Below are 20044 nucleotides of genomic sequence, written 5' to 3'. Positions count from 1 at the left end.
ATGCGCCGCGCTCCGACCATTTCACCGCTCAAGCCCGATCAGCGCTCGTTCCTGCGCCGGCTCAACCAGGTTGACGGCGAGTACCTGATGGCGACCGGCCTGCGCGACAAGCTGGCTGCCTGCGCGCTCGTGCAGATCGGCTATGCGCGCCGCCATGCGGTGCTTCCGCATCACTTCGCCATTGCGGCGCCGGGCGAGTACTACCTCGACCGGATAATGAGGGCAGACTGATGCTGGATATCGTCGCCTCGCTCTCTCCCGAACAGAAAGACATCCTTCGTGCGGTCGCCACCGGTGAGTACCGGGCACCGGACGGCGGCGCCAAGCGTCGCATTCAGCGGCTGCACCAGCATGGTTTCGTGCGCCGGCACGACACCGACGTTGCGCTTTGCTTCCCCACGGAAACCGGTCTTGCCGCGGCTCGCTCGCTCGGGTTGCTCGACGCTGCACCGGCGCCGAGCACCGCTATCGTCGAGATGCCGCAGCGGGCGCAGGTCCCGCAGATCGTTTCCATGCTGGAAACTGCCGCCCGGCTCTTCGATGAAGGTGATATCCAGCGCGCGTTGGTGATTGCCGATGGCGCCTATGACCTGACACAAGCCGAAGCCCGTTTCGCGGCCAAGTATGCGGCCACGCGTGAGCTTGTGCCGAAGTTCCGGCAGCTCCAGGGCGACGCGTTGCTGATGGAAACGCGCTGCAAGATCGAGCTTGCCAAGGCCTATGACGCCGCGCAGCAGGCGGGGCAGGCGTCCAAAAAGGGACGTCCGAAAAATGTCGCAACTGACGACATTTTCAAGCAGGCGGAAGCGGGACTTACCCGGCAGGAAATTCACGACGCCCGCAAGCTGGCGGCGGCGGAAGAAAAGACGCCGGGCATCGCCGAACGCGCCATCGCTGCGCGTGTTGCGGCCGGTCTCGCGCCGACGCGGGCGAACCTGAAGCACGCGATCGGCACCAGGACGGCGACCAAGGAAGAGCGCGGGAACAATCTTTACGAGACGGCAGAGGAAGCGACTAGCGCAATACTTGCGCTTGAGCAATTTTCCGCAACCGTTGATGAGCCTTTCTGCGGTCGCGGCGCCATCGTTCGCGTGCTCGAAACTGCAGGCTATGACGTCGTTCTCGGCGATCTCGTCGACTATGGCACGACGACGAAAGACGGCGTGGTGCAGGACATCGGCGATTATCGCGAAACGGAAGGCCCGTCGCACGATATCGTCTCGAACCCGCCCTATGGCGACGACATGAACTCCTGCATCGCGCATGCGCTGCGGGTTCGCAAGCCGCGCAAGATGGCGCTCCTGCTCAATCTCAATGTGCTCGCCGGGTTCGACGATCCTGACCGCAACTACATCATGGAGACGTGCCCGCCGGCGCGGATCTACGTGATGAAGCGCCGGGTGCCGATGATGCACCGCGACGGCTGGGACGGAAACAAGGCGTCCAGCCAGATGAACACGATGTGGTGCGTCTGGGAGTTGCAGGAAGACGGCACCTATGGCGACACGACCATCATCAAGCGGGTCGATTGGGCCTACACCTGGAACCCGGACACCGTGCCGGAAGACGAGGAGGAGGATAGCCAGTGATGGCCGTTTCTCCCGATCGCGCCCGCGAAAAGACGCAACTGGCCCGGTTCCGCGATATCGCCGACCGGCTGATGGGCGACGATTGGGAGATCGACGTCGATGGCTCGGCGACGCGCATTATCGCGAAGCGCTCGACCGGAGAGGCCGTCGCGCTCTGCACCATTCATGCCGACGCCTTGGCGTCGGAACTCGAGTTGCTGTCGAGCGGCCTTGTACTGTTGCGGCTGTTCTTGTCGTTGCAGGATCGCGCGGCGGCGACGGTGCTCGATCTTCGCGGGCAGTTGGAGGGCCGCGCGCGGGCGAATCGTCCTGCAAGCCAGGTCGCCGCGATCCTCTGCGGCAAACCGACGTTTCATCGTTTCCTGGAAGGGCGAGGGGCAGGCGGAGCGGTCCGCTCGGCCGATGAGGCCGATACCCGCCTCAAGTTCCTGCTCAATATCCAGTCGAAAAAGCAGCTCGACGATGACGCGTCCTGCGCGGCGCGGTTCCGCAAGCTGCGAGGCGATTATGATCTCTACATGCGTGCGAGGCCGGCATGAGCGCGCGCACGTTCCCTGTCGACAGAATCGGCACCACCGATACCGGCAATGCGGCGCTTGGCTACCGCATCCGCTGCACCTGCGGCGCCGTCGGCTTCTATCCGCTGAAGCGCGGCGTGAAGCGGCGCACGCCTGAATCCATCCCGACACATTTCCGCAGCTACGGCTGGCTGGTGGGCACGACGGACCGGAAGGACCGTTGCCCGGAATGCCGGAAACGAGCCACCACCACAGAGGAGACCGCAACGATGACGACGACCCAGAAAGGGCCGGTGGCAACGGTCGTGCCGCTCAAGGCCGAACCGCCGCCGGAGATGAGCCGTGCCGACCGGCAGATCGTGTTTGCCAAGATCTCGGACCACTATACCGGCGAGGCCTACAGCGCGGGCTGGACCGATAAGCGCGTGGCCGATGATCTCAACGTGCCGCTCGCGTGGGTGCGCGAGGTCCGCGACCAGTTCTTCGGCGCGGAAGGCTCCAACCCATTGCTCGACGACTTTCTGAAAGCAAAGGCGGAGTTCGATCGCGAATGCCAGGTGTTGGTGGAGTTGCGGAAACGGCACTTCGAAGAAGGGGCGGCATTGCGACGCCGGCTCGACGATCTCGACGCCAAGGCGCGCGACCTCGCTGTGCTTGCCAAGCGGGTTGAAAAGGAGATCGGCCGATGACGGCGGCTCTCCTCCCGATCGTCGAGGAATTGTTCGACGCAACCGATCATTCGGAACGTGCTCACTGGCTGCTGGCTGTGCCGCTCGACGTGCTGGCGCGTGAGCGCGTGCATATCCGCCAGGCGCTGGTGAAAGCCAATTTCCCGGAGGGTCTGGCCTATCTCGAAGCTGAGATTGCGTCGCTATGCGCTGTTCGCGGCAGCGACGGCCTCGCGCCTGCAACCACGCGCTCGATGCGGGAAACTGCGCGCATCGTTCTCGGCGTTGCGGCGCGCGGGAGGCCGGTATGAGGGTCCTTGTCGGCTGCGAGACGTCCGGCGTCGTACGGCGTGCGTTTGATGCTCTCGGGCACGATGCGTGGTCTTGTGACCTGTTGCCGGCCGACGATGGCAGCAACAGGCACATTGTCGGTGACGTTCGCGACTTGCTCGGCGACGACTGGGATCTGCTGGCCGTCATGCATCCACCCTGCACCCGATTGTGCAATTCCGGTGTTCGCTGGCTCAACGATCCGGTCCAGAAGAACCCGCCGGACGAGGCCAGCCCTGCCGAGAAGCTGGCATGGGCTGGCCTGTCGATCGATGAGCGCCGCGTCATCATGCACCGGCTGCTCGACGAAGGCGCCGCGCTCTTCTCGGATTGCTGGAACGCGCCGATCGCGCGGGTGGCAGTCGAAAACCCGGTCATGCATCGATACGCGAAAGAGCGCATCCGCAACTACCAGCAGCCGGCGCAGACGGTGCAGCCATGGTGGTTCGGTGATCCGGCGTTCAAGGCGACTTCCTTCTATCTGCGCGGGCTTCCGAAGCTCGCGGCGGCGACCCGCCTGACGCCGCCAGCGTCCGGCACGGAAGAGCACAAACAGTGGTCAAAGGTACACCGGGCAACACCGGGGCCTGACCGTTGGAAACTGAGATCCGTCACCTATCCGGGCATCGCGGCGGCGATGGCGGAGCAATGGGGCGGGCATGCAATGCAGGAGGCGGCGGAATGAGCCAGGAGGCGACCATTCGCCGTGGCGTGCGAAATGCGCGGTATGCGGCGATACCGAACCATGTCTTTGAAGATGCCAGGCTTTCCATGGAGGCGCGGTGGCTGCTCGGCTACCTGCTTTCGAAGCCGGACAATTGGACCGTGGTCATCGGCGACATCATCAAGAAGGGCGGCTGCGGGCGCGACAAGGCACGCAAGATGATCGCCGAGCTGGTCGAGTTTGGCTATGCCGAACGCGAAGAACAGAACCGGAAAAATGGCAAGTTTGACGCCTCGTCGCTGGTCATTTTCGATGAGCCGAAGGTGATGCCGCCAGCCGGCGTTTCAGAGAGTGTTGCATCTTTGCCGCAGACTGATTTGCCGGCGACGGCAAAACCGTCGACGGCTGAGCCGTCGCCGGCAAAATCGGCACATAGTAATAACTTAGATTCAGCAAAAACTGATTATAAGAATCTGAGAGAGGGCGAGCGCGAGGCGGAAGGTCAGGAATGCCCGACCGAAAGCTCGGCGGTCATCGATAAGGCCTTCTGGGCGCTGGTGAAGGATTGGCCGGGCTTCGCCGGAATGCCGAAAGAGCCGGCTCGCCGCGCCTGGTATCTCCTGACCGCAGATGAGCGTCACGAGGCTGCAGAACGCTTTCCACGTTGGCTGGCGCTTCTCAAGGCGCAGAAGAAGTCCCACGTGCCGGCGCCCTCGACCTATTTCGGCGAAAAGCTTTGGCAGGACGTGCCATCGGCGGCTGAGGCGGATAAGCCGACCAGCGTCATGGCTGGCCCTTACGGCAAGCTCTGGAATGCGACCCGCATTGCCGAATTGCTGTGCCCGTCGACCGGTCCCATCGCGGGCCCGACAGCTTTCGACAAGCTCCAGATCGACAACGGCAAGACGACGCTCGCTGACGTCATGGCTGAGAAGCGCATGCGCAGCGGGTGGCCGACGGTGAACACGATGCATGAGCGCGCCAGAGACCGGCAGGGCTGGGTGTGCCCGCTCTCGATCGAGGAGCCGGCCAAGGGCTTCGAGCAGGTGCACCGCGATTCCGACCGCATGGAAGCATGGCGACGCGAACACAAACGCCGCGGCTGGCCGTTCTTCGATGGTCGGTTGCCTGACTGGATCTACTTCCCGGCGCTCGATGCCGACGAGGATCTCGACCGCGCCGTTGCCTCGGCCGTCGACCGCTACCGAGACCAGATTTCCGATTTTCTCACCGTAAGGAGCAAGGGCGATGATCATGCAGCGTAACGTGTTCGAAGGTGCTCCTATCGCGGTTGGCTCGGCCGAAGGCTTCAAGGAACGGATGCGCCGAATCACAGACAGCATGCTCGACGAGGGCGCGCTTCTGACCGTGAATTACCGAATCAATGGCGGTTACGCGCCGTGGTTTGCGCTCCGGGTCTGGACTGGTCGAGAGAAGTCGGTGGAAAAAACGCTTGAAGCGATGGGCGTGCGCTCCCTGGTGCCGATGCGCAAAGGGCCGTATTTGCGGCGTCGTGGACGTGTCATTGAGGGCTCGATGATGCCTGTCATCCACGGCTACGTGCTTGTCCAGATGATGGCGGTGCCTGAGTATTTGGCTGGCTTGAAGGGTGTTGAACACGCCATCGACGTGCTCGGTGGATGCGAGCAGCCTATGCGTTTGACCGACGCGGAGGTGAACAGATTCAACGTTCTGGCTTGTGGTGGCGTGTATGATTGGGAGCGTCCCGTTGATCTCGTTCTGAAGGCTGGAGAACCGGTCTGGGTGACCGAAGGGCACTTCCGCGATCAGAAGGGAATCGTGGTGACACCGAACCGCAACGGGCGTGGAGATGTGGTGATTGCCATCATGTTCATGGGGCGTGAGGTGCCCGTGACGGTGCCTCTTGCATTGCTGAGGAAGTTGTGAGAGTCATTTCGCCATTGGACAAGCTGATGATCCTGAAGTGAGCCTCTGAGAACGCATGAGAGTGCGGGGCGTAAAGCCTGAGGTCGGTACACCGGTCAGCCCCACGCCTTGACGGTCCCGAAGCGGACATAGACTCAAGGCCAGTGCGAAAGCTATGACCAGATGAAGGCGGCCGAAAGGTCGCCTTTTGCGTTCTAAGAGTATGACCGCTGAGCTGAGACTGGACACATCGGAAGTATTGGCGCTCTCCCGCGCCATTCATCGACTGCCCGAGCAGATCAAGGTCAAGGCCATGGCGCGCGCAATGACGCGCATGCGGTCGATGGCGAGAACCAGGATTGTTAATCGCAGTGCCGAGCATACGGCTTTGCCGCGCAACATGGTCAGCAAGCTGACGCGGGCCTACTACAACGCTGGTGGCAACTCGATCGAGGTTGTTCTGAAATCTGGGTGGATACCGCTCTTTCGGCTGGGTGCAAGGCAAACGCGCAAGGGCGTTTCGGTGCGTGGTCGCGGATCTTACGAGCAAGCTTTTCTGGCTGGGTTCAAGAGCGGTCATCGAGGCGTCATGCGAAGGGTCGGTGACAAGAGGTTGCCGATCCGTGAGTTGTTCGGTGCCAACCCTGCGCATGCGGTGACCAACAATCCGGACGTCTACCTCGAAGTCATGGCTGAGCTGATAGCCGAGCACCTCGCACCTCGCTTCCTTCATGAGGTCGGTCGCCTCCTCCCTCGGTGACCATGCCACCCCACCCCCCTTTGGGTCCTTCCCCGCCACCCCCCGCCAAGCGGGCCGGGGCGACCCCGAAGTTTCGCTAGTGACGGCGGCAAAAAAGCTGACCTGACAACCCTGACAAAGGGGCTGACAACCTGACATGAGCGATCTCGTCCAGCAGATGGAAGCGATGCCGGAAGGCCATTGGATCAGCGTCTCCGAGCTGGCGAAGCTGAAGGGCATCAGCCGGCAGACCGCAAGCGAGAAGGTTGCAAAACTCGAAAGTGAAGGCCGGCTGTCGACCCGTAAGAATGGCCGTCTGCGGATGGTCGAGCTTGCCACATACGACCGTCTCGTCGGACAGATCGGCGACGCCGCGCGCGAGATCGGCGCCGCTACGAAAAAGTCTGTCGACGAAGCCTCAGGTAACGGCGGTGCTCTGCGCGACGCCCAGGCGGAGAAGGCCAAGTACGAGACCCGCCTTAAGGCGCTGGATTTTGCCGAGCGGACTGGGCAGGTCGTACCGATCAAGGGTGAGCACGGTATCGAGGCTGCGCTGATCAAGGTTTGCGACCATGTCGTGCGCGATCTCGGCATGCCGATGCAATGGATCGACGAGATCATGGAGGCTTCGCGGAAAGGCGAGCCGCACCTTCGCCGGCTGATGCGCACCAAGATCGCAGAACAGCGGAAGGTTGTTGCCGAGCATCTGCTTGAGCTTTCCGGCGAGGCGTCGAGGGCCGAAGCGCAGGGCATCGACATCAACGTTCATTTCGATGGTGACGACTGATGCATATCGCGCTGAAGCGCTCGGCAGTTGCAGTAATCGCTGCCACGCTGGCGGCTGCCATCATGCCGCCGGAAAAGGTCGACGCGGTCCAATATGCCCGCAACAATGTGGTCGTGCCGGATGGACCGCGCAGCGGTGACACCTGGGATGACAGCCTGACCCCGCATATCCGCGAGCCGCTGCTCATGACCATGGTCGAGAGCGGGCACAACGAGATTGCGGTGAGGAAGTCGGCGCAGACCGGCTTCACAACCCTGCTGCTCTGTTCTGCAGCCTACACGATCGCGCAGGATCCCTGCCGCATGATGATCGTGCAGCCGACGACGAACGCGCTTGCGGAATTCAACCGCGAGAAGCTGACTGTCATGCTGCAGCAGTCAAAGGCGCTGAAGAAGCTGGTGCGCGATCAAACCAGCCGTTCGGGCGAAGGCTCGACCGCGCTGGCGAAGCGGTTTCCCGGCGGCTCGCTGAAACTGGCGATCGCCAATTCTGCGGCTGACCTTCGATCTTCGACGATCAAGAAAGCCTTCTGCGACGAGATCGACGAATATCCGGACGATCTCGACGGGCAGGGCGACCCATTCGGCATGATCGAAGCGCGTCAGGAATCCTTCCTGGCGTCCGGCGATTGGTTCCGGGCCTATGTGTCCACGCCCACGGTCAAGGGCTCGTCGAAGATCGACGACAAGTTCATGGCCGGCGACCAGCGGTATTGGAACATGCCGTGCCCTGGCTGTGGCGCGCATTTCAAGTTTGAGTTCGATCGCCGCTACTTCAAGTTCAACGATGCCTTTCCGCACGACCCGTACTACGCCACACCGTGCTGCGGCTCGATCGTGCAGAGCCATGAGAAGGTTTCGCTCTATCGGAAAGGCAAGTGGATCGCCGAGGCCAGCCGGCCAGGCGCTTATCCGTCCTACCATTTCGATGCGCTGACATCGCCGTTCGTTCCGTGGGAAAAGATCGCGGAACGTTTCGTCGCCTGCAACGGCGATCCGCAGAAGCTGAAGACGTTCTTCAACCTGACGCTCGGCCTGCCCTTCGACATGAAGGGCGACGCGCCCGATCATGTCAGGCTGATGGAACGGCGGGAAACCGGGCTTAAGCGCGGGCATATTCCGGCGCAGGGCATCGTGTTTGTCGGTACCGCCGACGTGCAGATGAACGGGATCTGGTACCTGTTCAAGGCCTGGGGGCCGGATCGCCAGAGTTGGCGTGTCGATGCCGGCTACATCGAGGGCGCGACCGACGATCCACATGGTGGCGCCTTCCTCAAACTTGAAGAGCTGCGCAGCAAGGAATGGCCGGACGCGTTCGGCCGCACCCGCAAGGTCGATGCCTTCGGCGTGGACACGGGTTACCGCAGCCACGTCGTCTATACCTGGTGTCGGGGCAAGGCCGGTGTGTTCGCACTCGACGGTCTCGACGGATGGTCCCGCCCGCCAATCGGGCAGCCGAAGGCGATGGACATCAACTTCAACGGCAAGCGCATCCGCAACGGCGTGATGCTTTGGGGTGTGGGCACCTGGTCGATCAAGGGTGCATTCTACGCCAACCTTCGGAAAGAGGGTCGAGCCGCCGGCAAGGATGCCGACCCGCCGGGATACTGTCATTTCGGCGACTGGATGGATGAGATCTACTTCAAGCAGATCACGTCCGAATATCTCGGTACCGAAAAGTTCAAGGGCCGGTCGCGCCAGAAGTGGATACCGCGCGTCGGTTATGAAAACCACCTGCTCGACTGCGAAGTCTATGGCGAGGCGCTGGGTGATTATCTCGGTATCGCGCGCATGACGCCAGACGAATGGCAGCGGCTCATCGCCATGCGCGGCGTGCCCGAACAGGTGTTTACGCAGGATCTGTTTGCGCCGGCTCCGCTCGTCGCGCAGGCCGCTTCAGCAGCATCCGTTGCGCCGACACCTGTCGCTGAGAACGACGATCTCGATGAGGTCTCGGAGGGCGATAGTGCCGCCGTCTCAATGACCCGCACCCGTGACCCTGATGAGTTTGGGGATCGCGATTACGATTTTTGAGGTTAACCCGTGACCACGACCAGTTGGACTGCAGCAGATCTCGTCGCCATCGAGGCGGCGATTGCAACGGGTGCGAAGCGGGTGCGCTTCCAGACCCACGAAGTCGAGTACCACTCGATCAAGGAACTTCTGACCGCACGCGATGCAATCCGTGACGCACTTACCACACCCGAAACCGGCAGCAACGTGATGTTTGCCCAGTACGATAGTGGCTACTGATGAACCTGCTGGATAAATTTGTTTCGGTCTTTAGCCCGGAATCTGGCGTGCGGCGTGCTGCTGCACGGACGGTTCTTGATCAGTACCGGGAGCGAGATTACGCCGCGGCGCAAGCTGGCCGCCGTAACCGCTCCTGGCGGGCGCGTGCGACCTCGGCGAATGTCGAGGTCGGCGGGGCGCTCTCCACACTTCGCAATAGGGCTCGCGCCTTTGTCCGCGACAAGTGGATGGGCACACGCATTCTCGATGTTTTGGCTTCGCACGTGGTCGGGACCGGCATCCTTGTTGTTGCCGATACGGGCAGCGACCGGGCCGACAAGGCGTTCAATTCCGCCTTCGGGGAATGGCAGGAAATCTGCGACGTTGAAGGGGTGATGAATTTCGGCGCGCACCAGGCGCTCACGGTTCGTTCGATGGTCGAGGGTGGCGATTGCGTCACACGCATGATCGACCTCACCATGAATGAGGCGGACGGCACTGTGCCGTTCCGACTGCAGGGCCTTGAGGGCGACAGCATCGACACCTCCCGTGATCGTTTTGCGGGGAGCAATGTTCGCCTCGGTGTCGAGCTGGGGGAGTGGGGGCGGCGCAAAGGCCTTTGGCTTTTCAGGGAACATCCCGGCGATTCTTACGCCTCTGCCGTTGAGGGGTCGTCGCTCGTCGACTGGGGTGACGTCTGCCATCTCTATCGTCATCTGCGTTTCGGGCAGGTTCGCGGTATCAGCTGGTTTGCGCCGATCCTGCTAACGGCCAACGAGATACAGGATCTCATGGAGGCGGCGATAGTGCAGGCTCGCACGCAGGCAAGTTTTGCCGGCTTCATCAAGCGCCAGCCGGGCGGGATGAATGTCCTTGCATCGAGCAAGGACGACAAAGGGCAGAAGATCACGAAGATTGAGCCCGGCATGATCGCCGATATCGGTGAGGCCGATATCGCATTTGCGAACCCATCATCGCAGTCTGCCTTTGCCGAGACCTATATCGCTGGGATGCAGGCCATGGCCGCAGGTGCCGGCCTCACCTATGACCAGCTGACCGGAGATTTACGTCAGGCAAATTATTCGAGCCTTCGGGCTGGCAAGATCGAGTTCCGTCGGCTCGTCGAGCAGATCCAGTGGCATATTGTCGGGCCACGTTTGTGTATGCCGGTCGCGCGTCGCTTCGCTGACAGAGCCGTTCTCTCGGGTCGAATTCCTCGCCGGAAAGATGGTTATCAGTTCCGGCTGGTTATGCCGGCGGTCGAGCCCATCGATCCGAAGAAGGATCTTGAGGCCGATATTCTGGCGGTTCGATCCGGTCGACTGTCGCCGCAAGACTTCGTGTCTGCCTGGGGCAATGACTGGCGGACGGTGGTTGCCGACTTCAAGTCTTTCTTCGCCTTCGCCGACGAGAACAAGATCGTGCTCGATATCGACCCGCGTCGACCACAAAACGGGCAGGCGCCCCGAAACGACCAGCCACCGCAAGAGTGAGGCCACCCATCATGAGCAATGTTATTCAGCTCCCGAAGCTCATTCGGGATGCGGAAGTGCGTTCGGCTTCGTTCGACGAAGCGGCGAACACGGTCGAGGTTGTATGGACTACGGGGGCGACCTTCCGTCGTGTGTCCTGGATCGAGGGCGAGTTCGACGAGGAGCTGATCGTCAACGCGAAGAGTGTCCGGCTCGGTCGTCTTAACAGCGGTGCGCCGTTTCTCGACACGCACTCAAAGTACAGCCTCGACGATGTGATTGGCTCGGTTGTCCGTGGATCGGCAAAGATCGAGAACGGCGTCGGCGTTGCGAAGGTGCAGCTTTCCAAGGCGCCGGGCGCTGCGGATCGGGTCGCCAAGATCGTCGAAGGCGTCGTGTCGAACATCTCGGTCGGCTACCGCATTCACGCTGTCGAAAAGAAAGAGCGGGCCGGCCAAATCCCGATCCATCGGGTGATCGATTGGGAGCCGTGGGAAATCTCTGCTGTCCCTATCCCTGCGGACGCCGGCGCGCAGGTTCGCTCTGGCGGCGATGCTTCAGAAACATTTGCCTGCCGCGTCATCGGTGGCGCGGCTGATGTGAGCGAGATCGTGCGCATCCGTATGCGCATGGCTGCCGCTCAAAACCAATTGGCGCGCTAGCGATCCCGCACCGCCATCTGCCCCATCTTCGGCCGTCAGGGGCGCGGCTTCATGAATAAGGATATTATCATGACCCTCAAAGAATTGCGGGAGCACCTTGCCAAGCTCAAGGCTCGCGCCGCTGCCAAGCTGGCGGAAGTAAAGGACGGCATGGAGGCCGATGCGGCGCGCTCCATCGAGGATGAACACAAGGGCATCCTCAAGGAAATCGGCGACACCGAGGAAAAGATCGCCAAGCGCGAATCCGAACTCGAAGGTCTCGACCAGCGCGCCGGCACCCCGCTCCCGACCGCGCCCGCACCGCAGGCAACCCAGACACCGCCTGCAGGTGAAGGGCAGCGCTCTGCCGAAATTCTGGCGCTGGGTCGCCAGGCTGGCATGGCTGATGATGCGATCTCCGAGGCGCTGCGCAACGGATCCAGCGTCGCGGACTTTCGCGTCCGTGCTTTCGAACACCTCGCAGCACGGTCTTCCGCCAACCCCACGGCTCCGGCACGCGTTATTCTCGACGAGCGGGAAACGCGCCGTTCGGCCATGACCGAAGCCCTTGCCTATCGCATGGGCGTTCCTGTTCCGCAGGCCGGCCCGAGCGAAGCAGCTCGCGGCTACATGTCTCGCGGGCTGATCGACATCGCTGCCGAATGCGTCGGCTACCGTGGCGGTTTGATGCTGAATGCCCGCCAGGTCGACGAGATCTACACGCGTGCATCGCACACGACGTCGGACTTTCCGGCGATCTTCGAAGGTTCCGTCAATCGAACCCTCGAAGCGCGTTACGCTCTGGCGCAGCCGACCTATCGTCGGATCTCTCGCCAGCGGAATTTCCGTGATTTCCGCCCGCATACCTCGGTCAAGCTCGGCGATTTCCCGATGCTGAAAAAGGTCGCTGAAGACGGCGAGATCAAGTACGGCACCTTCTCGGAAGGCAAGGAACAGATCTCGGTATTCAGCTATGCGATCGCCCTGCGCATTACGCGGCAGATGCTGATCAACGACGATCTCGGCGCGATCTCGGAACTGCTCGGCAGCTACGGTTCGACGGTCGCTCTGTTCGAGGAAACGACCTTCTACGCCAGCGCTTTCAATGGAAAGCTCGCGGATGGCAAGGACGTGTTCCATGCCGACCATGCCAATCTGGCCGGCGCGGCTGCCGCGATCTCTGTCGACTCGGTTGCCCTGGGTCGCGCGGCTATGTCGAAGCAGAAGTCGCTCGACAAAAATCCGCTGCTGGAGAACCGTGCACGCATCCTTCTCGTCGGTCCCGACAAGATCACCGAGGCGGAAAAGCTGGTGGCATCGATCACGCCGGCAACGGCTTCCAACGTCAACATCTTCTCCGGACGCCTGGAGCCGGTCGAGACAGCGCAGATCGAAGGCAACGCCTGGCACATGTTTGCTGACCCGGCCGCCGGCATCTCGAATTATCGCTGGGGTTACCTCGACGGTTACGAGGCGCCGCGCGTGAGGTTCGACGAGCCGTTTGGGCAGCAGGGCTTCGCCATGTCTGTCGAGCACGATTTCGGTTGCGGCGCTACCGACTTCCGCGGCGGCTACAAGAACGCCGGGGCATAAGCCCCGGTCACTCTCCATCGGAGCCTCTTTGAGGCCCTCCTGAAATCAAGAGGATGTGGACTATGAAAAACTTCATTCAGCCAGGGGATGCGATCGACATCCCCGCGCCGGCCGGTGGTGTCGTCTCGGGCGCCGCGGTCGTCGTTGGATCTCTCGTCGGTGTGGCCTCGTCCACGGCGGCCGAGGGCGTGACCTTCGCGCTTCAGACCAACGGCGTTTTCCGCATGCCCAAGACTTCTGCCTTGGCAATCGCAATCGGCGACAAGGTCTATTGGGATAACGCGGCCAAGGTGGTGAACAAGACGGCTTCGGGCAACACGCTTCTCGGTACCGCCGTCGAAGCTGCGGCCAACCCGTCCGATACCGTTGCGGTCAAGCTCGGCGCGACGACGGTCTGACGATGGGTAATGTGTTTGATCGGCTGGCGGCGGTGAGCCGCCAGACCGTCGAGCGGGTGCACGGCAAGGCCGTCACGATCTATCCGGTCGGGGGCGGTAGCGTGAATGCCGCACCGGCCGTGGCGCTTGCCGATCCGGCCGCATGGGAGACGTCGGCCGTGTTCTTCGAGAACACGATGATGGAATCCGACCGGCGGGCGCAACCTTCGGCGGATGGTCGGCGGATCATGCACCGTGCGCTGCAGGCCCAGGCTTCCATCCGTCTCATCGACGGGAAAGCGCTGAAAGCTGGTTTCCTCATGCGTCGGCACGAGGATGATGCGTGGTACTCCATTTCGAGTTTCGACCCTGATGGGCTTGGAACCGTGCTTGCGGTCGTGGCTCTCGCCAAGCCGCAGATCGTGGTCGACGAGGAACCCTGATCATGTTGGCACCTGAGGCGCTTCGGCTGCTGATCGTGGAAATTCTCTGCCCGACTGCGGCGATCGCGGGAACGGAAGCGTTTCCGACCGTGGCCGGAAATCTCGTCTATGACAGCCGCGAGATCCCGGTGCAGGATATCGACCGGGATCGGGACTTTACACCAGTCATTGCGGTTCATGGCAACGATGCCCGGATTACCTCGCGCGGTGAGTTGACGGATTTTTCCGATGTCGAACAGCAGGCGGTAATCGACATCGTCGTCGAATTGGCTGTGGTCGCGGAAGACAATCAGGGTGAATTTGCCGACGCCATGGCCGGGACCGACCCGACCGCGCGCCTCGTGTTGGCCGCGCTTTGCTCGCGCATTCGCTACCTTCTGGAATTCAGCGAGAAGGGCGTCGCCTGGCGCCGGTTGGTGCGGCGGGTGGTCAATCTTGAAGAGATGCCTTTTTCCGTACCGGATCTCGGTCTGCGGTTTCAGCGCATGACGCTGCGCTATACGATCGAGATCGCGCCAGACACCTATTGCGAGGATGGCGGATTGCCGGAGCCCATTCGCAGCGTCGCGGCAACCTTGCCGGATGGCAGCTACGCGAAGCTCAAGCTGCAGCAGCTCGGCGCCTACTTCCTGGCGGAGAGCCCGGAGGCTCTGCAGGAGATTGCCGGGACAGCGCATGTGACAGAGCGCGTAGACCTAACGGTCGGCGTCTCAAGCCTTTCCTCCTGATTTTTCCACCCATCATTTTTGCGGAGGCATTTCATGTCGACGAAATACGTAGCGGCGCCCGGCCGCGCGATCCCCGGCGGCTGGCCCGAAGATGGTCGGCCGATCGACGAACTTTCCCAGTTTCACCGCCGGATGGTCAAAGACGGCGATCTCATAGCTGCCAAGCCAGCGAAGAAGAAGGACGATGCCAATGACGACTAAAATTCCGAGCGGCGTTGTCGCGCCCCTGCTTGCCTTCGATGTCGAAAGCGGCGGGCAGTTTTCCTCCGAGAACCGGGCGATCCTTCTTGGCTTCGGCCTGGCAGCCGGTGCTCTGGCTGCCGGTGGCGTCGCGCTCTGCGCGAGTGTCGAGCAGGCGCGTTACCTCGCAGGGCGTGGTTCCATGCTGGAAGCGATGTTCATCCGCATGCGGCGCAATGCCAATGCGCAGGAAATCTGGCTTGGTCGTGTCGAGGAAGGTGCGACCGCAGAAGTGCGCACGATCACGGTCGGTGTGGTTCCTGCTGCAGGCGGTCAGGGTGTGGTGACGATTGCGGGTGAGGATGTCTCGATCAGCATCGCGGCAGGCGATACGGCCAATGCCGTTGCGTCGGCAATCGCTGCAGCCATCAACGCCTACATCAACCCGGTCACGAAAATCTCGCTGCCGTTCACGGCCACGGTTGCCACAAACGTTGTCACCCTGACGGCTCGACACAAGGGCGCCTATGCGTCCGGCATCGACATCTACTTGCCGATGCTTGAGGGCATCAACGCCTTCAAGGGCGTTCTGACCTTTGCCACTTCGACCGCCGGCGCCGGAACGCCGGATGTCTCGGCGGTTCTGGCGGGCATGGGCGACAATCCCTTTGAGATCGTCGTCTCGGCCTTTGGTGACGATACGAACCGGACGCGGCTCGACACGTTTCACGACAATGCACAGGGCCGCTGGTCGTACCTGCAGCAGCTCTATGGCCATGTGTTTTATCCGAAGAGCGGCACGGTGAGCGAGATCGTCACCTCGGCGCTCGCGAAGGACAGCTGGCATGTTTCGCTGATCCCGGTGCTGGTGACCATGGCGCGGCCGGACTACGAGTTCGTGTCGGCCTATGTCGGCGCCATTGCATCGTATCTCGATGGCGGTTCGGATGGCCGGGTCTCGGCAAACCAGTCTGGCCTGGTGCTTGTCGATATGATCGCGCCGCGCGACCGTGACTACTGGCCCGATTACGCGACGCGCAACAGCCTGGTGACGAACGGCGTTTCAACGTGGAAGGTCGATGTTTCCGGCAACGTCACGATCGACAAGGCGGTGACGCAGCAGCAGACGACGAACGGCGTGCCGGATACGGCGCTGCGCGACATCCAGGCGATCTATCAGACGACCTACGCCTTGAAGTTCTATCGCGCGCAGTTGGCCTATGAGTTTTCGAACAAGGCCATCGTCGACGACAATCCGGCCAACCTTCCGACGCTGGTCAGGCCGAACGACATCCGCGCCAACCTGGTGAACTCAACGATCCAGCTTTCGCGGCGCGGCGTTCTCGAGGCGGGGCAGGATGCTCTCGACCAGATCACGGTCGTGCGCAACGCGGACAATCCCAGCCGCGTTGATATCGTCCTGCCGATGGACCGGGCCAACCCGCTCGACATCTTCGCAGGCCTCGCTCGCGTCTACGCGGAAATCTGACACTTTTTACCTCTGGAGAAATAAGCCATGGCAGGCAAGGATTTCGGCGGCCGTATGCAGGTTCGCCTTTCGGGCGGCGTGCCGCTTTCGTTGCGGGGCACCTTCTCGGTTCTGGCGGGTCGCCAGTCGATCGAGGCGGTGACCAACCAGGATGGTTCGACCGATCGTGTCGGCACCCCGACCGCGCCGCGTGCGAACGTGACCTTCAAGGATAGTGGCATTGATCTGGCCGCACTGATGGAGGCGCCGCGTCAGAACATCGTCATCACGGAAGAGATGACTGGTGTGACGCACCACTTCATCGACGCGTTCTTTTCCGGGGAATCGGAAAACAACCGCATCAATGGCGAGGTGAGCGGCCTGACGATTGTCGGTGACACCTATCGTCGTACGGGCGGCTGATCTCCATGGCAGACAAGACCGTTCCTCTCTCGAAAAGGTACGAGGTGCCCGGACATGAGCCGTTCGACAAGCTTGTGCTTCGTGCCCCTGTCTATCAGGACATCTTCATCGACGGCCTCGGAGAGCCTGCCGAAAGGCAGCCTAACGGGGCTGGCGGTTTCATGGTTGTCGTCTACCACTCGGTCGTCGACAAGTATGTGCAGCGGCTTTTGCGCTCCCCGGATTACAGCTGCATCACGCAGCTGGAAGCATGCGACGCTCTCGATCTGCAAAACGAGATCATCGGTTTTTTCTCCAAGCGGGTGGCCTCGACAACCTCGCCGGCGTCGCCGACACCCTTGTCTTCCGGCTCGGATGGGACGCCGCCCGCGTCCAGCTAATGACAATCGGCGAGATCGCCTGGTGGTCTCGTCGCGCTCTGGCTTTCAAGAGTAGATCATGAACCGCGAAATCGAAGCACGACTGAAGTACACGGCCGTCGACAAGACGGGTAGTGCGCACAAGTCCGTCGCGGACAAGCTGGATGGCATCAACAAACGTGCTGCTGCCTTCAACCGGCAGCAGGGCGTCTTCGCGCGATCCACCTCCGCGATGTATGCGACCATTGCTCGGTATGCTGCGCCGGCAGCGATCGCCTACGGGGCGAAGGTTGCGCTGACGGATTTCGCAGCACTTGAGCGGCAAATGACGCGGATCGGGATCACGGCCGACGCATCGTCGAAGCAGACGGCGGACGCTTTCGCCTTGGCGCAAAAGGTGTCGAAGGATCTGAAGTTCGACAGCGTTGCTCCCGCGATCGAGGCGCTCGACACGCTGGTTTCGTCCGGCAAATCTCTGGAAGAGGCAATGGCTTTTCTTCCGTCCGTTTTGGCGACGGCGCAAGCGTCGGGTGCCGCGACTGCGGACATAGCCAATACCGGTCTGAAGGCTGCCGACGCTCTGAAGATCGAGACGGCGCAACTGCAGCGGGCTTTCGACGTCATGGTCGTCGGCGGCAAGGCCGGTCAGTTCGAATTGAAGGATATGGCCCAATACATTCCCGGCCTTGCAAACAGCTTTGCGACGCTGGGTTACGAGGGTGAGGATGGCCTGAAAAAGCTGGTCGCCATGCTGCAAACCATCCGCGAGGATACTGGCGACGCTTCTTCGGCGGCGACGCAGGCGCAGAACATCTTCGGCAAGATGTATTCCGAAGAGACCGCAAACAAGTTCAAGGACTTCGGTATCAACCTTCGCAAGGAGATGACTGAGGCCCGAAAAGCCGGTGAAGATGCCGTGGCGGCCTTCGTGCGGATCTCGAAGGAGGCAATCAAAGGTGACCTTTCCAAGTTGCCGTTGTTGTTCTCCGACCAGGAATTCCGGCTTGGCATGCAGTCGCTGATGACCAGCACGGACAGCTTTGAGCGGTTTTTGAAGCTGATGAACTCAGCGGAAGTCGACGGTGCTGTGTGGCGAGACGTGCAGCGCGTGATGACGGATACGCAATCGTCGATCGACCAGATGTCGAATAGCTGGGAGCGTCTGAAGACTTCGTTCGGCAGCGCTATTGCGCCAGATGCCACGGCAGCATTGAACGGGATGTCGGATAGACTTGACTATCATTCCGCGGTGAATGCCGGGCTGGAGAAGAACGGCGTCAACGGTTTCTGGAACCGGACGAAGTGGGGCCTGACCAGTTCCGACGACGAAAAAATGCAGATGGCGATCAAGGGCGGCTACAGCAACAAGGACGCCATCGCAGAATATCAGAGGGGCCGGTACGAGCGCGAGGCTAATAACCCTTCGGTCGGCCGGCACAGCCGGGGCACCCCCGTTGCCGCTAAGGTGAATGCAATCCCAGCTGGGTTCGCTCCGACGAGTGCGCCGGGCCTCGGGCTTTCCGACCTGGTCACGGTTCCGAGTAAGGAAGACTTCAAGGCTGCCTTGAAAATCGACCTCGGCTTCAAGCGTCAGGGGGAGGAGGCGGGGGCAGCCGTCGCGGATGGCGGCAAGGAAGCCGGCAAGGCGATCGAGGAGTCTGCGGCCTTCTTCAAGGTTGCCGGCTACGATGTGGGTGCTGCCATCGCCAATGCGGCGCGCGATCTCGCCAGTGCGGCCTCGAAGATGAGTGCGGTGGGCAGTTACGCCAATCCCGGTCAGCGGCCGGCAGTGAATGCGGATACGGGGCGCAGCATGCCGCCTTCCGCCGGGCGACCGGCTGGTAGTTTCAAATAGGATACTGTCATGAAGGATTGGGCCGTGCGGCTGCGCAAGGCGAGCTTCCGCGGTGTCGACTTCTGGGTCGACGCGGAAGACTTCTCCGCTGGAAAGCGGATCGCACGGCACGAGTATGCCGGCGGTCGATACACCTATCTCGAAGAGATGGGGCTTGCGACTGCATCCTATGATGTCACGGCCTATCTGATTGGTGACGACAGCGACAGCGCCTCGCGGAGCCTTACGTCTGCCTGTCTGGCTGCCGGTCCTGGCCGGCTTGTGCTGCCGATTGATGCTGGACAGCTAGCCTATATCGAGGGTTTCCGAAGGAGCCGAGTGCGTGACCGGCGCGGCTATATCGCCTTCGACTTCACTGTCATACCTTTGTCCAATCAGCCTGGCGGCGTGCTTGGTGTCGGTGACCTGAGTGCAGTTGTCGCCTCTCGTCTTGGGTCGGCGGCGGATGTGTTTGCCTCGATCTTCCCGGCATCTGCCGACATTCCTTTTGTTGCCGATTGGCTTACGTCGGCCGTTTCGGTGCTGGTCACTGATGATCTTGATAACGTTTCGCTCGGCCAGAAGATTGCGGCGGCCGTCAAACTTGGCACCGTTGGTTTTGCCCGCGAAACGATGGACGTCATGCGGATCGTTGGGGAGAGCGTCGTCGACCCTTCCGGCTTCGATACCTTGCGCTTGCCCGAAGGCGGTGACCAGACGACGGTTGATGCCGCGAGTATCCTGCTTGCTCAAGGTCTATGCATTGCAGCACCACGTGTCGCGTGGGTGACAAGGCCGCAGGCGCGCGCTGCGCGTAACCGCATCAGATCTGTCGGCGAGGCAGCCCTTGCGGTGGTTTCGGAGAAAGGCGCCATTGCGGTCGACCTTTACCAGTTTGTTGCCCAGCTCGTCGAAGTTGCCGTTCGGATCGTATCTGACCAGGCGGCCGACGCCGTGCCGGTCGTGAGGGTGGAGACTGGTGTCTCTCTGCCTTCGACGGTGCTGGCCTATCGCCTCTATGGCAGCGCGGATCGTGCGGGTGATGTCGTCGACATAGCGAGATCCGGAACGCCTATGCTGATGCCGATCGCTTTCGACGCGCTGGAGAGTTGA

24 protein-coding genes are annotated in these 20044 nt (G+C 61.7%); all 24 read left to right on the top strand.

All coding sequences use genetic code 11. The features are described from left to right. A complete protein-coding gene (locus LAC81_RS15200; RefSeq protein ID WP_223725478.1) occupies window positions 1-231 on the top strand; it encodes a hypothetical protein in 231 nt (76 codons plus the stop codon). Further along, window positions 231-1589: an SAM-dependent methyltransferase gene (locus LAC81_RS15195; RefSeq protein ID WP_223725477.1), complete on the top strand. Its 1359-nt coding sequence runs from the start codon at window positions 231-233 to the stop codon at window positions 1587-1589. The genes LAC81_RS15200 and LAC81_RS15195 overlap by 1 nt, the downstream gene beginning before the upstream one ends. Then, window positions 1589-2128, top strand: a complete 540-nt coding sequence (locus LAC81_RS15190) for a hypothetical protein (protein WP_223725476.1) — start codon at window positions 1589-1591, stop codon at window positions 2126-2128. The genes LAC81_RS15195 and LAC81_RS15190 overlap by 1 nt, the downstream gene beginning before the upstream one ends. Further along, the gene (locus LAC81_RS15185) at window positions 2125-2796 is read left to right on the top strand and encodes a hypothetical protein (RefSeq protein WP_223725475.1); all 672 of its coding nucleotides are present in this window, start codon (window positions 2125-2127) and stop codon (window positions 2794-2796) included. The genes LAC81_RS15190 and LAC81_RS15185 overlap by 4 nt, the downstream gene beginning before the upstream one ends. Further along, complete coding sequence (locus tag LAC81_RS15180) at window positions 2793-3086, top strand: hypothetical protein (RefSeq protein ID WP_223725474.1); 294 nt, start codon at window positions 2793-2795, stop codon at window positions 3084-3086. The genes LAC81_RS15185 and LAC81_RS15180 overlap by 4 nt, the downstream gene beginning before the upstream one ends. Beyond that, window positions 3083-3790, top strand: a complete 708-nt coding sequence (locus LAC81_RS15175) for a hypothetical protein (RefSeq protein WP_223725473.1) — start codon at window positions 3083-3085, stop codon at window positions 3788-3790. Before LAC81_RS15180 ends, LAC81_RS15175 begins: the two co-directional genes overlap by 4 nt. Then, the gene (locus tag LAC81_RS15170; RefSeq protein ID WP_223725472.1) at window positions 3787-5034 is read left to right on the top strand and encodes a helix-turn-helix domain-containing protein; all 1248 of its coding nucleotides are present in this window, start codon (window positions 3787-3789) and stop codon (window positions 5032-5034) included. The genes LAC81_RS15175 and LAC81_RS15170 overlap by 4 nt, the downstream gene beginning before the upstream one ends. Continuing rightward, window positions 5018-5677 (top strand): transcription termination/antitermination protein NusG, encoded by a 660-nt coding sequence (nusG, locus tag LAC81_RS15165; protein ID WP_223725471.1) that lies wholly within the window; start codon window positions 5018-5020, stop codon window positions 5675-5677. Before LAC81_RS15170 ends, nusG begins: the two co-directional genes overlap by 17 nt. Window positions 5678-5879: 202 nt before the next feature. Continuing rightward, window positions 5880-6416 carry a hypothetical protein gene (locus LAC81_RS15160; RefSeq protein ID WP_223725470.1) on the top strand — a complete coding sequence of 179 codons (537 nt, stop codon included), beginning with the start codon at window positions 5880-5882 and terminating at the stop codon, window positions 6414-6416. A gap of 136 nt (window positions 6417-6552) precedes the next feature. Beyond that, on the top strand, window positions 6553-7182 hold the full coding sequence (locus LAC81_RS15155; protein ID WP_223725469.1) for a winged helix-turn-helix domain-containing protein: 630 nt from the start codon (window positions 6553-6555) through the stop codon (window positions 7180-7182). Next, window positions 7182-9215: a phage terminase large subunit family protein gene (locus LAC81_RS15150; protein WP_223725468.1), complete on the top strand. Its 2034-nt coding sequence runs from the start codon at window positions 7182-7184 to the stop codon at window positions 9213-9215. Before LAC81_RS15155 ends, LAC81_RS15150 begins: the two co-directional genes overlap by 1 nt. Before the next feature lie 9 nt (window positions 9216-9224). Continuing rightward, a complete protein-coding gene (locus LAC81_RS15145; RefSeq protein ID WP_223725467.1) occupies window positions 9225-9434 on the top strand; it encodes a phage head-tail joining protein in 210 nt (69 codons plus the stop codon). After that, window positions 9434-10906, top strand: coding sequence for a phage portal protein (locus LAC81_RS15140; RefSeq protein ID WP_223725466.1), 1473 nt, complete (start codon window positions 9434-9436; stop codon window positions 10904-10906). Before LAC81_RS15145 ends, LAC81_RS15140 begins: the two co-directional genes overlap by 1 nt. 11 nt (window positions 10907-10917) lie before the next feature. Further along, complete coding sequence (locus tag LAC81_RS15135; protein WP_223725465.1) at window positions 10918-11547, top strand: HK97 family phage prohead protease; 630 nt, start codon at window positions 10918-10920, stop codon at window positions 11545-11547. A gap of 69 nt (window positions 11548-11616) precedes the next feature. Next, window positions 11617-13119, top strand: coding sequence for a hypothetical protein (locus tag LAC81_RS15130; protein ID WP_223725464.1), 1503 nt, complete (start codon window positions 11617-11619; stop codon window positions 13117-13119). A gap of 62 nt (window positions 13120-13181) precedes the next feature. After that, the gene (locus LAC81_RS15125) at window positions 13182-13517 is read left to right on the top strand and encodes a DUF2190 family protein (protein WP_223725463.1); all 336 of its coding nucleotides are present in this window, start codon (window positions 13182-13184) and stop codon (window positions 13515-13517) included. A gap of 2 nt (window positions 13518-13519) precedes the next feature. Next, window positions 13520-13939 (top strand): hypothetical protein, encoded by a 420-nt coding sequence (locus tag LAC81_RS15120; protein ID WP_223725462.1) that lies wholly within the window; start codon window positions 13520-13522, stop codon window positions 13937-13939. Window positions 13940-13941: 2 nt separating this feature from the next. Beyond that, entirely contained in the window at window positions 13942-14667 is a 726-nt protein-coding gene (locus LAC81_RS15115; protein WP_223725461.1) for a hypothetical protein, read from the top strand. Between the two features lie 33 nt (window positions 14668-14700). Further along, on the top strand, window positions 14701-14868 hold the full coding sequence (locus tag LAC81_RS15110) for a hypothetical protein (RefSeq protein WP_223725460.1): 168 nt from the start codon (window positions 14701-14703) through the stop codon (window positions 14866-14868). Beyond that, a complete protein-coding gene (locus tag LAC81_RS15105; protein WP_223725459.1) occupies window positions 14858-16336 on the top strand; it encodes a hypothetical protein in 1479 nt (492 codons plus the stop codon). Before LAC81_RS15110 ends, LAC81_RS15105 begins: the two co-directional genes overlap by 11 nt. A gap of 27 nt (window positions 16337-16363) precedes the next feature. Next, window positions 16364-16738 (top strand): phage tail tube protein, encoded by a 375-nt coding sequence (locus LAC81_RS15100; RefSeq protein WP_223725458.1) that lies wholly within the window; start codon window positions 16364-16366, stop codon window positions 16736-16738. A gap of 5 nt (window positions 16739-16743) precedes the next feature. Then, a complete protein-coding gene (locus LAC81_RS15095; protein WP_223725457.1) occupies window positions 16744-17118 on the top strand; it encodes a hypothetical protein in 375 nt (124 codons plus the stop codon). A gap of 58 nt (window positions 17119-17176) precedes the next feature. Continuing rightward, window positions 17177-18952, top strand: coding sequence for a phage tail tape measure protein (locus LAC81_RS15090; protein ID WP_223725456.1), 1776 nt, complete (start codon window positions 17177-17179; stop codon window positions 18950-18952). A 9-nt stretch (window positions 18953-18961) separates the two neighbouring features. Further along, window positions 18962-20044: a DNA circularization N-terminal domain-containing protein gene (locus LAC81_RS15085; RefSeq protein ID WP_223725455.1), complete on the top strand. Its 1083-nt coding sequence runs from the start codon at window positions 18962-18964 to the stop codon at window positions 20042-20044.

Origin of the sequence: Ensifer adhaerens (assembly GCF_020035535.1) — a bacterium.
Classification (GTDB): Bacteria; Pseudomonadota; Alphaproteobacteria; order Rhizobiales; family Rhizobiaceae; genus Ensifer.
The sequence above is the reverse complement of the archived record's forward strand: the minus strand, read 5'-3'. Positions and strand labels throughout refer to the sequence as shown.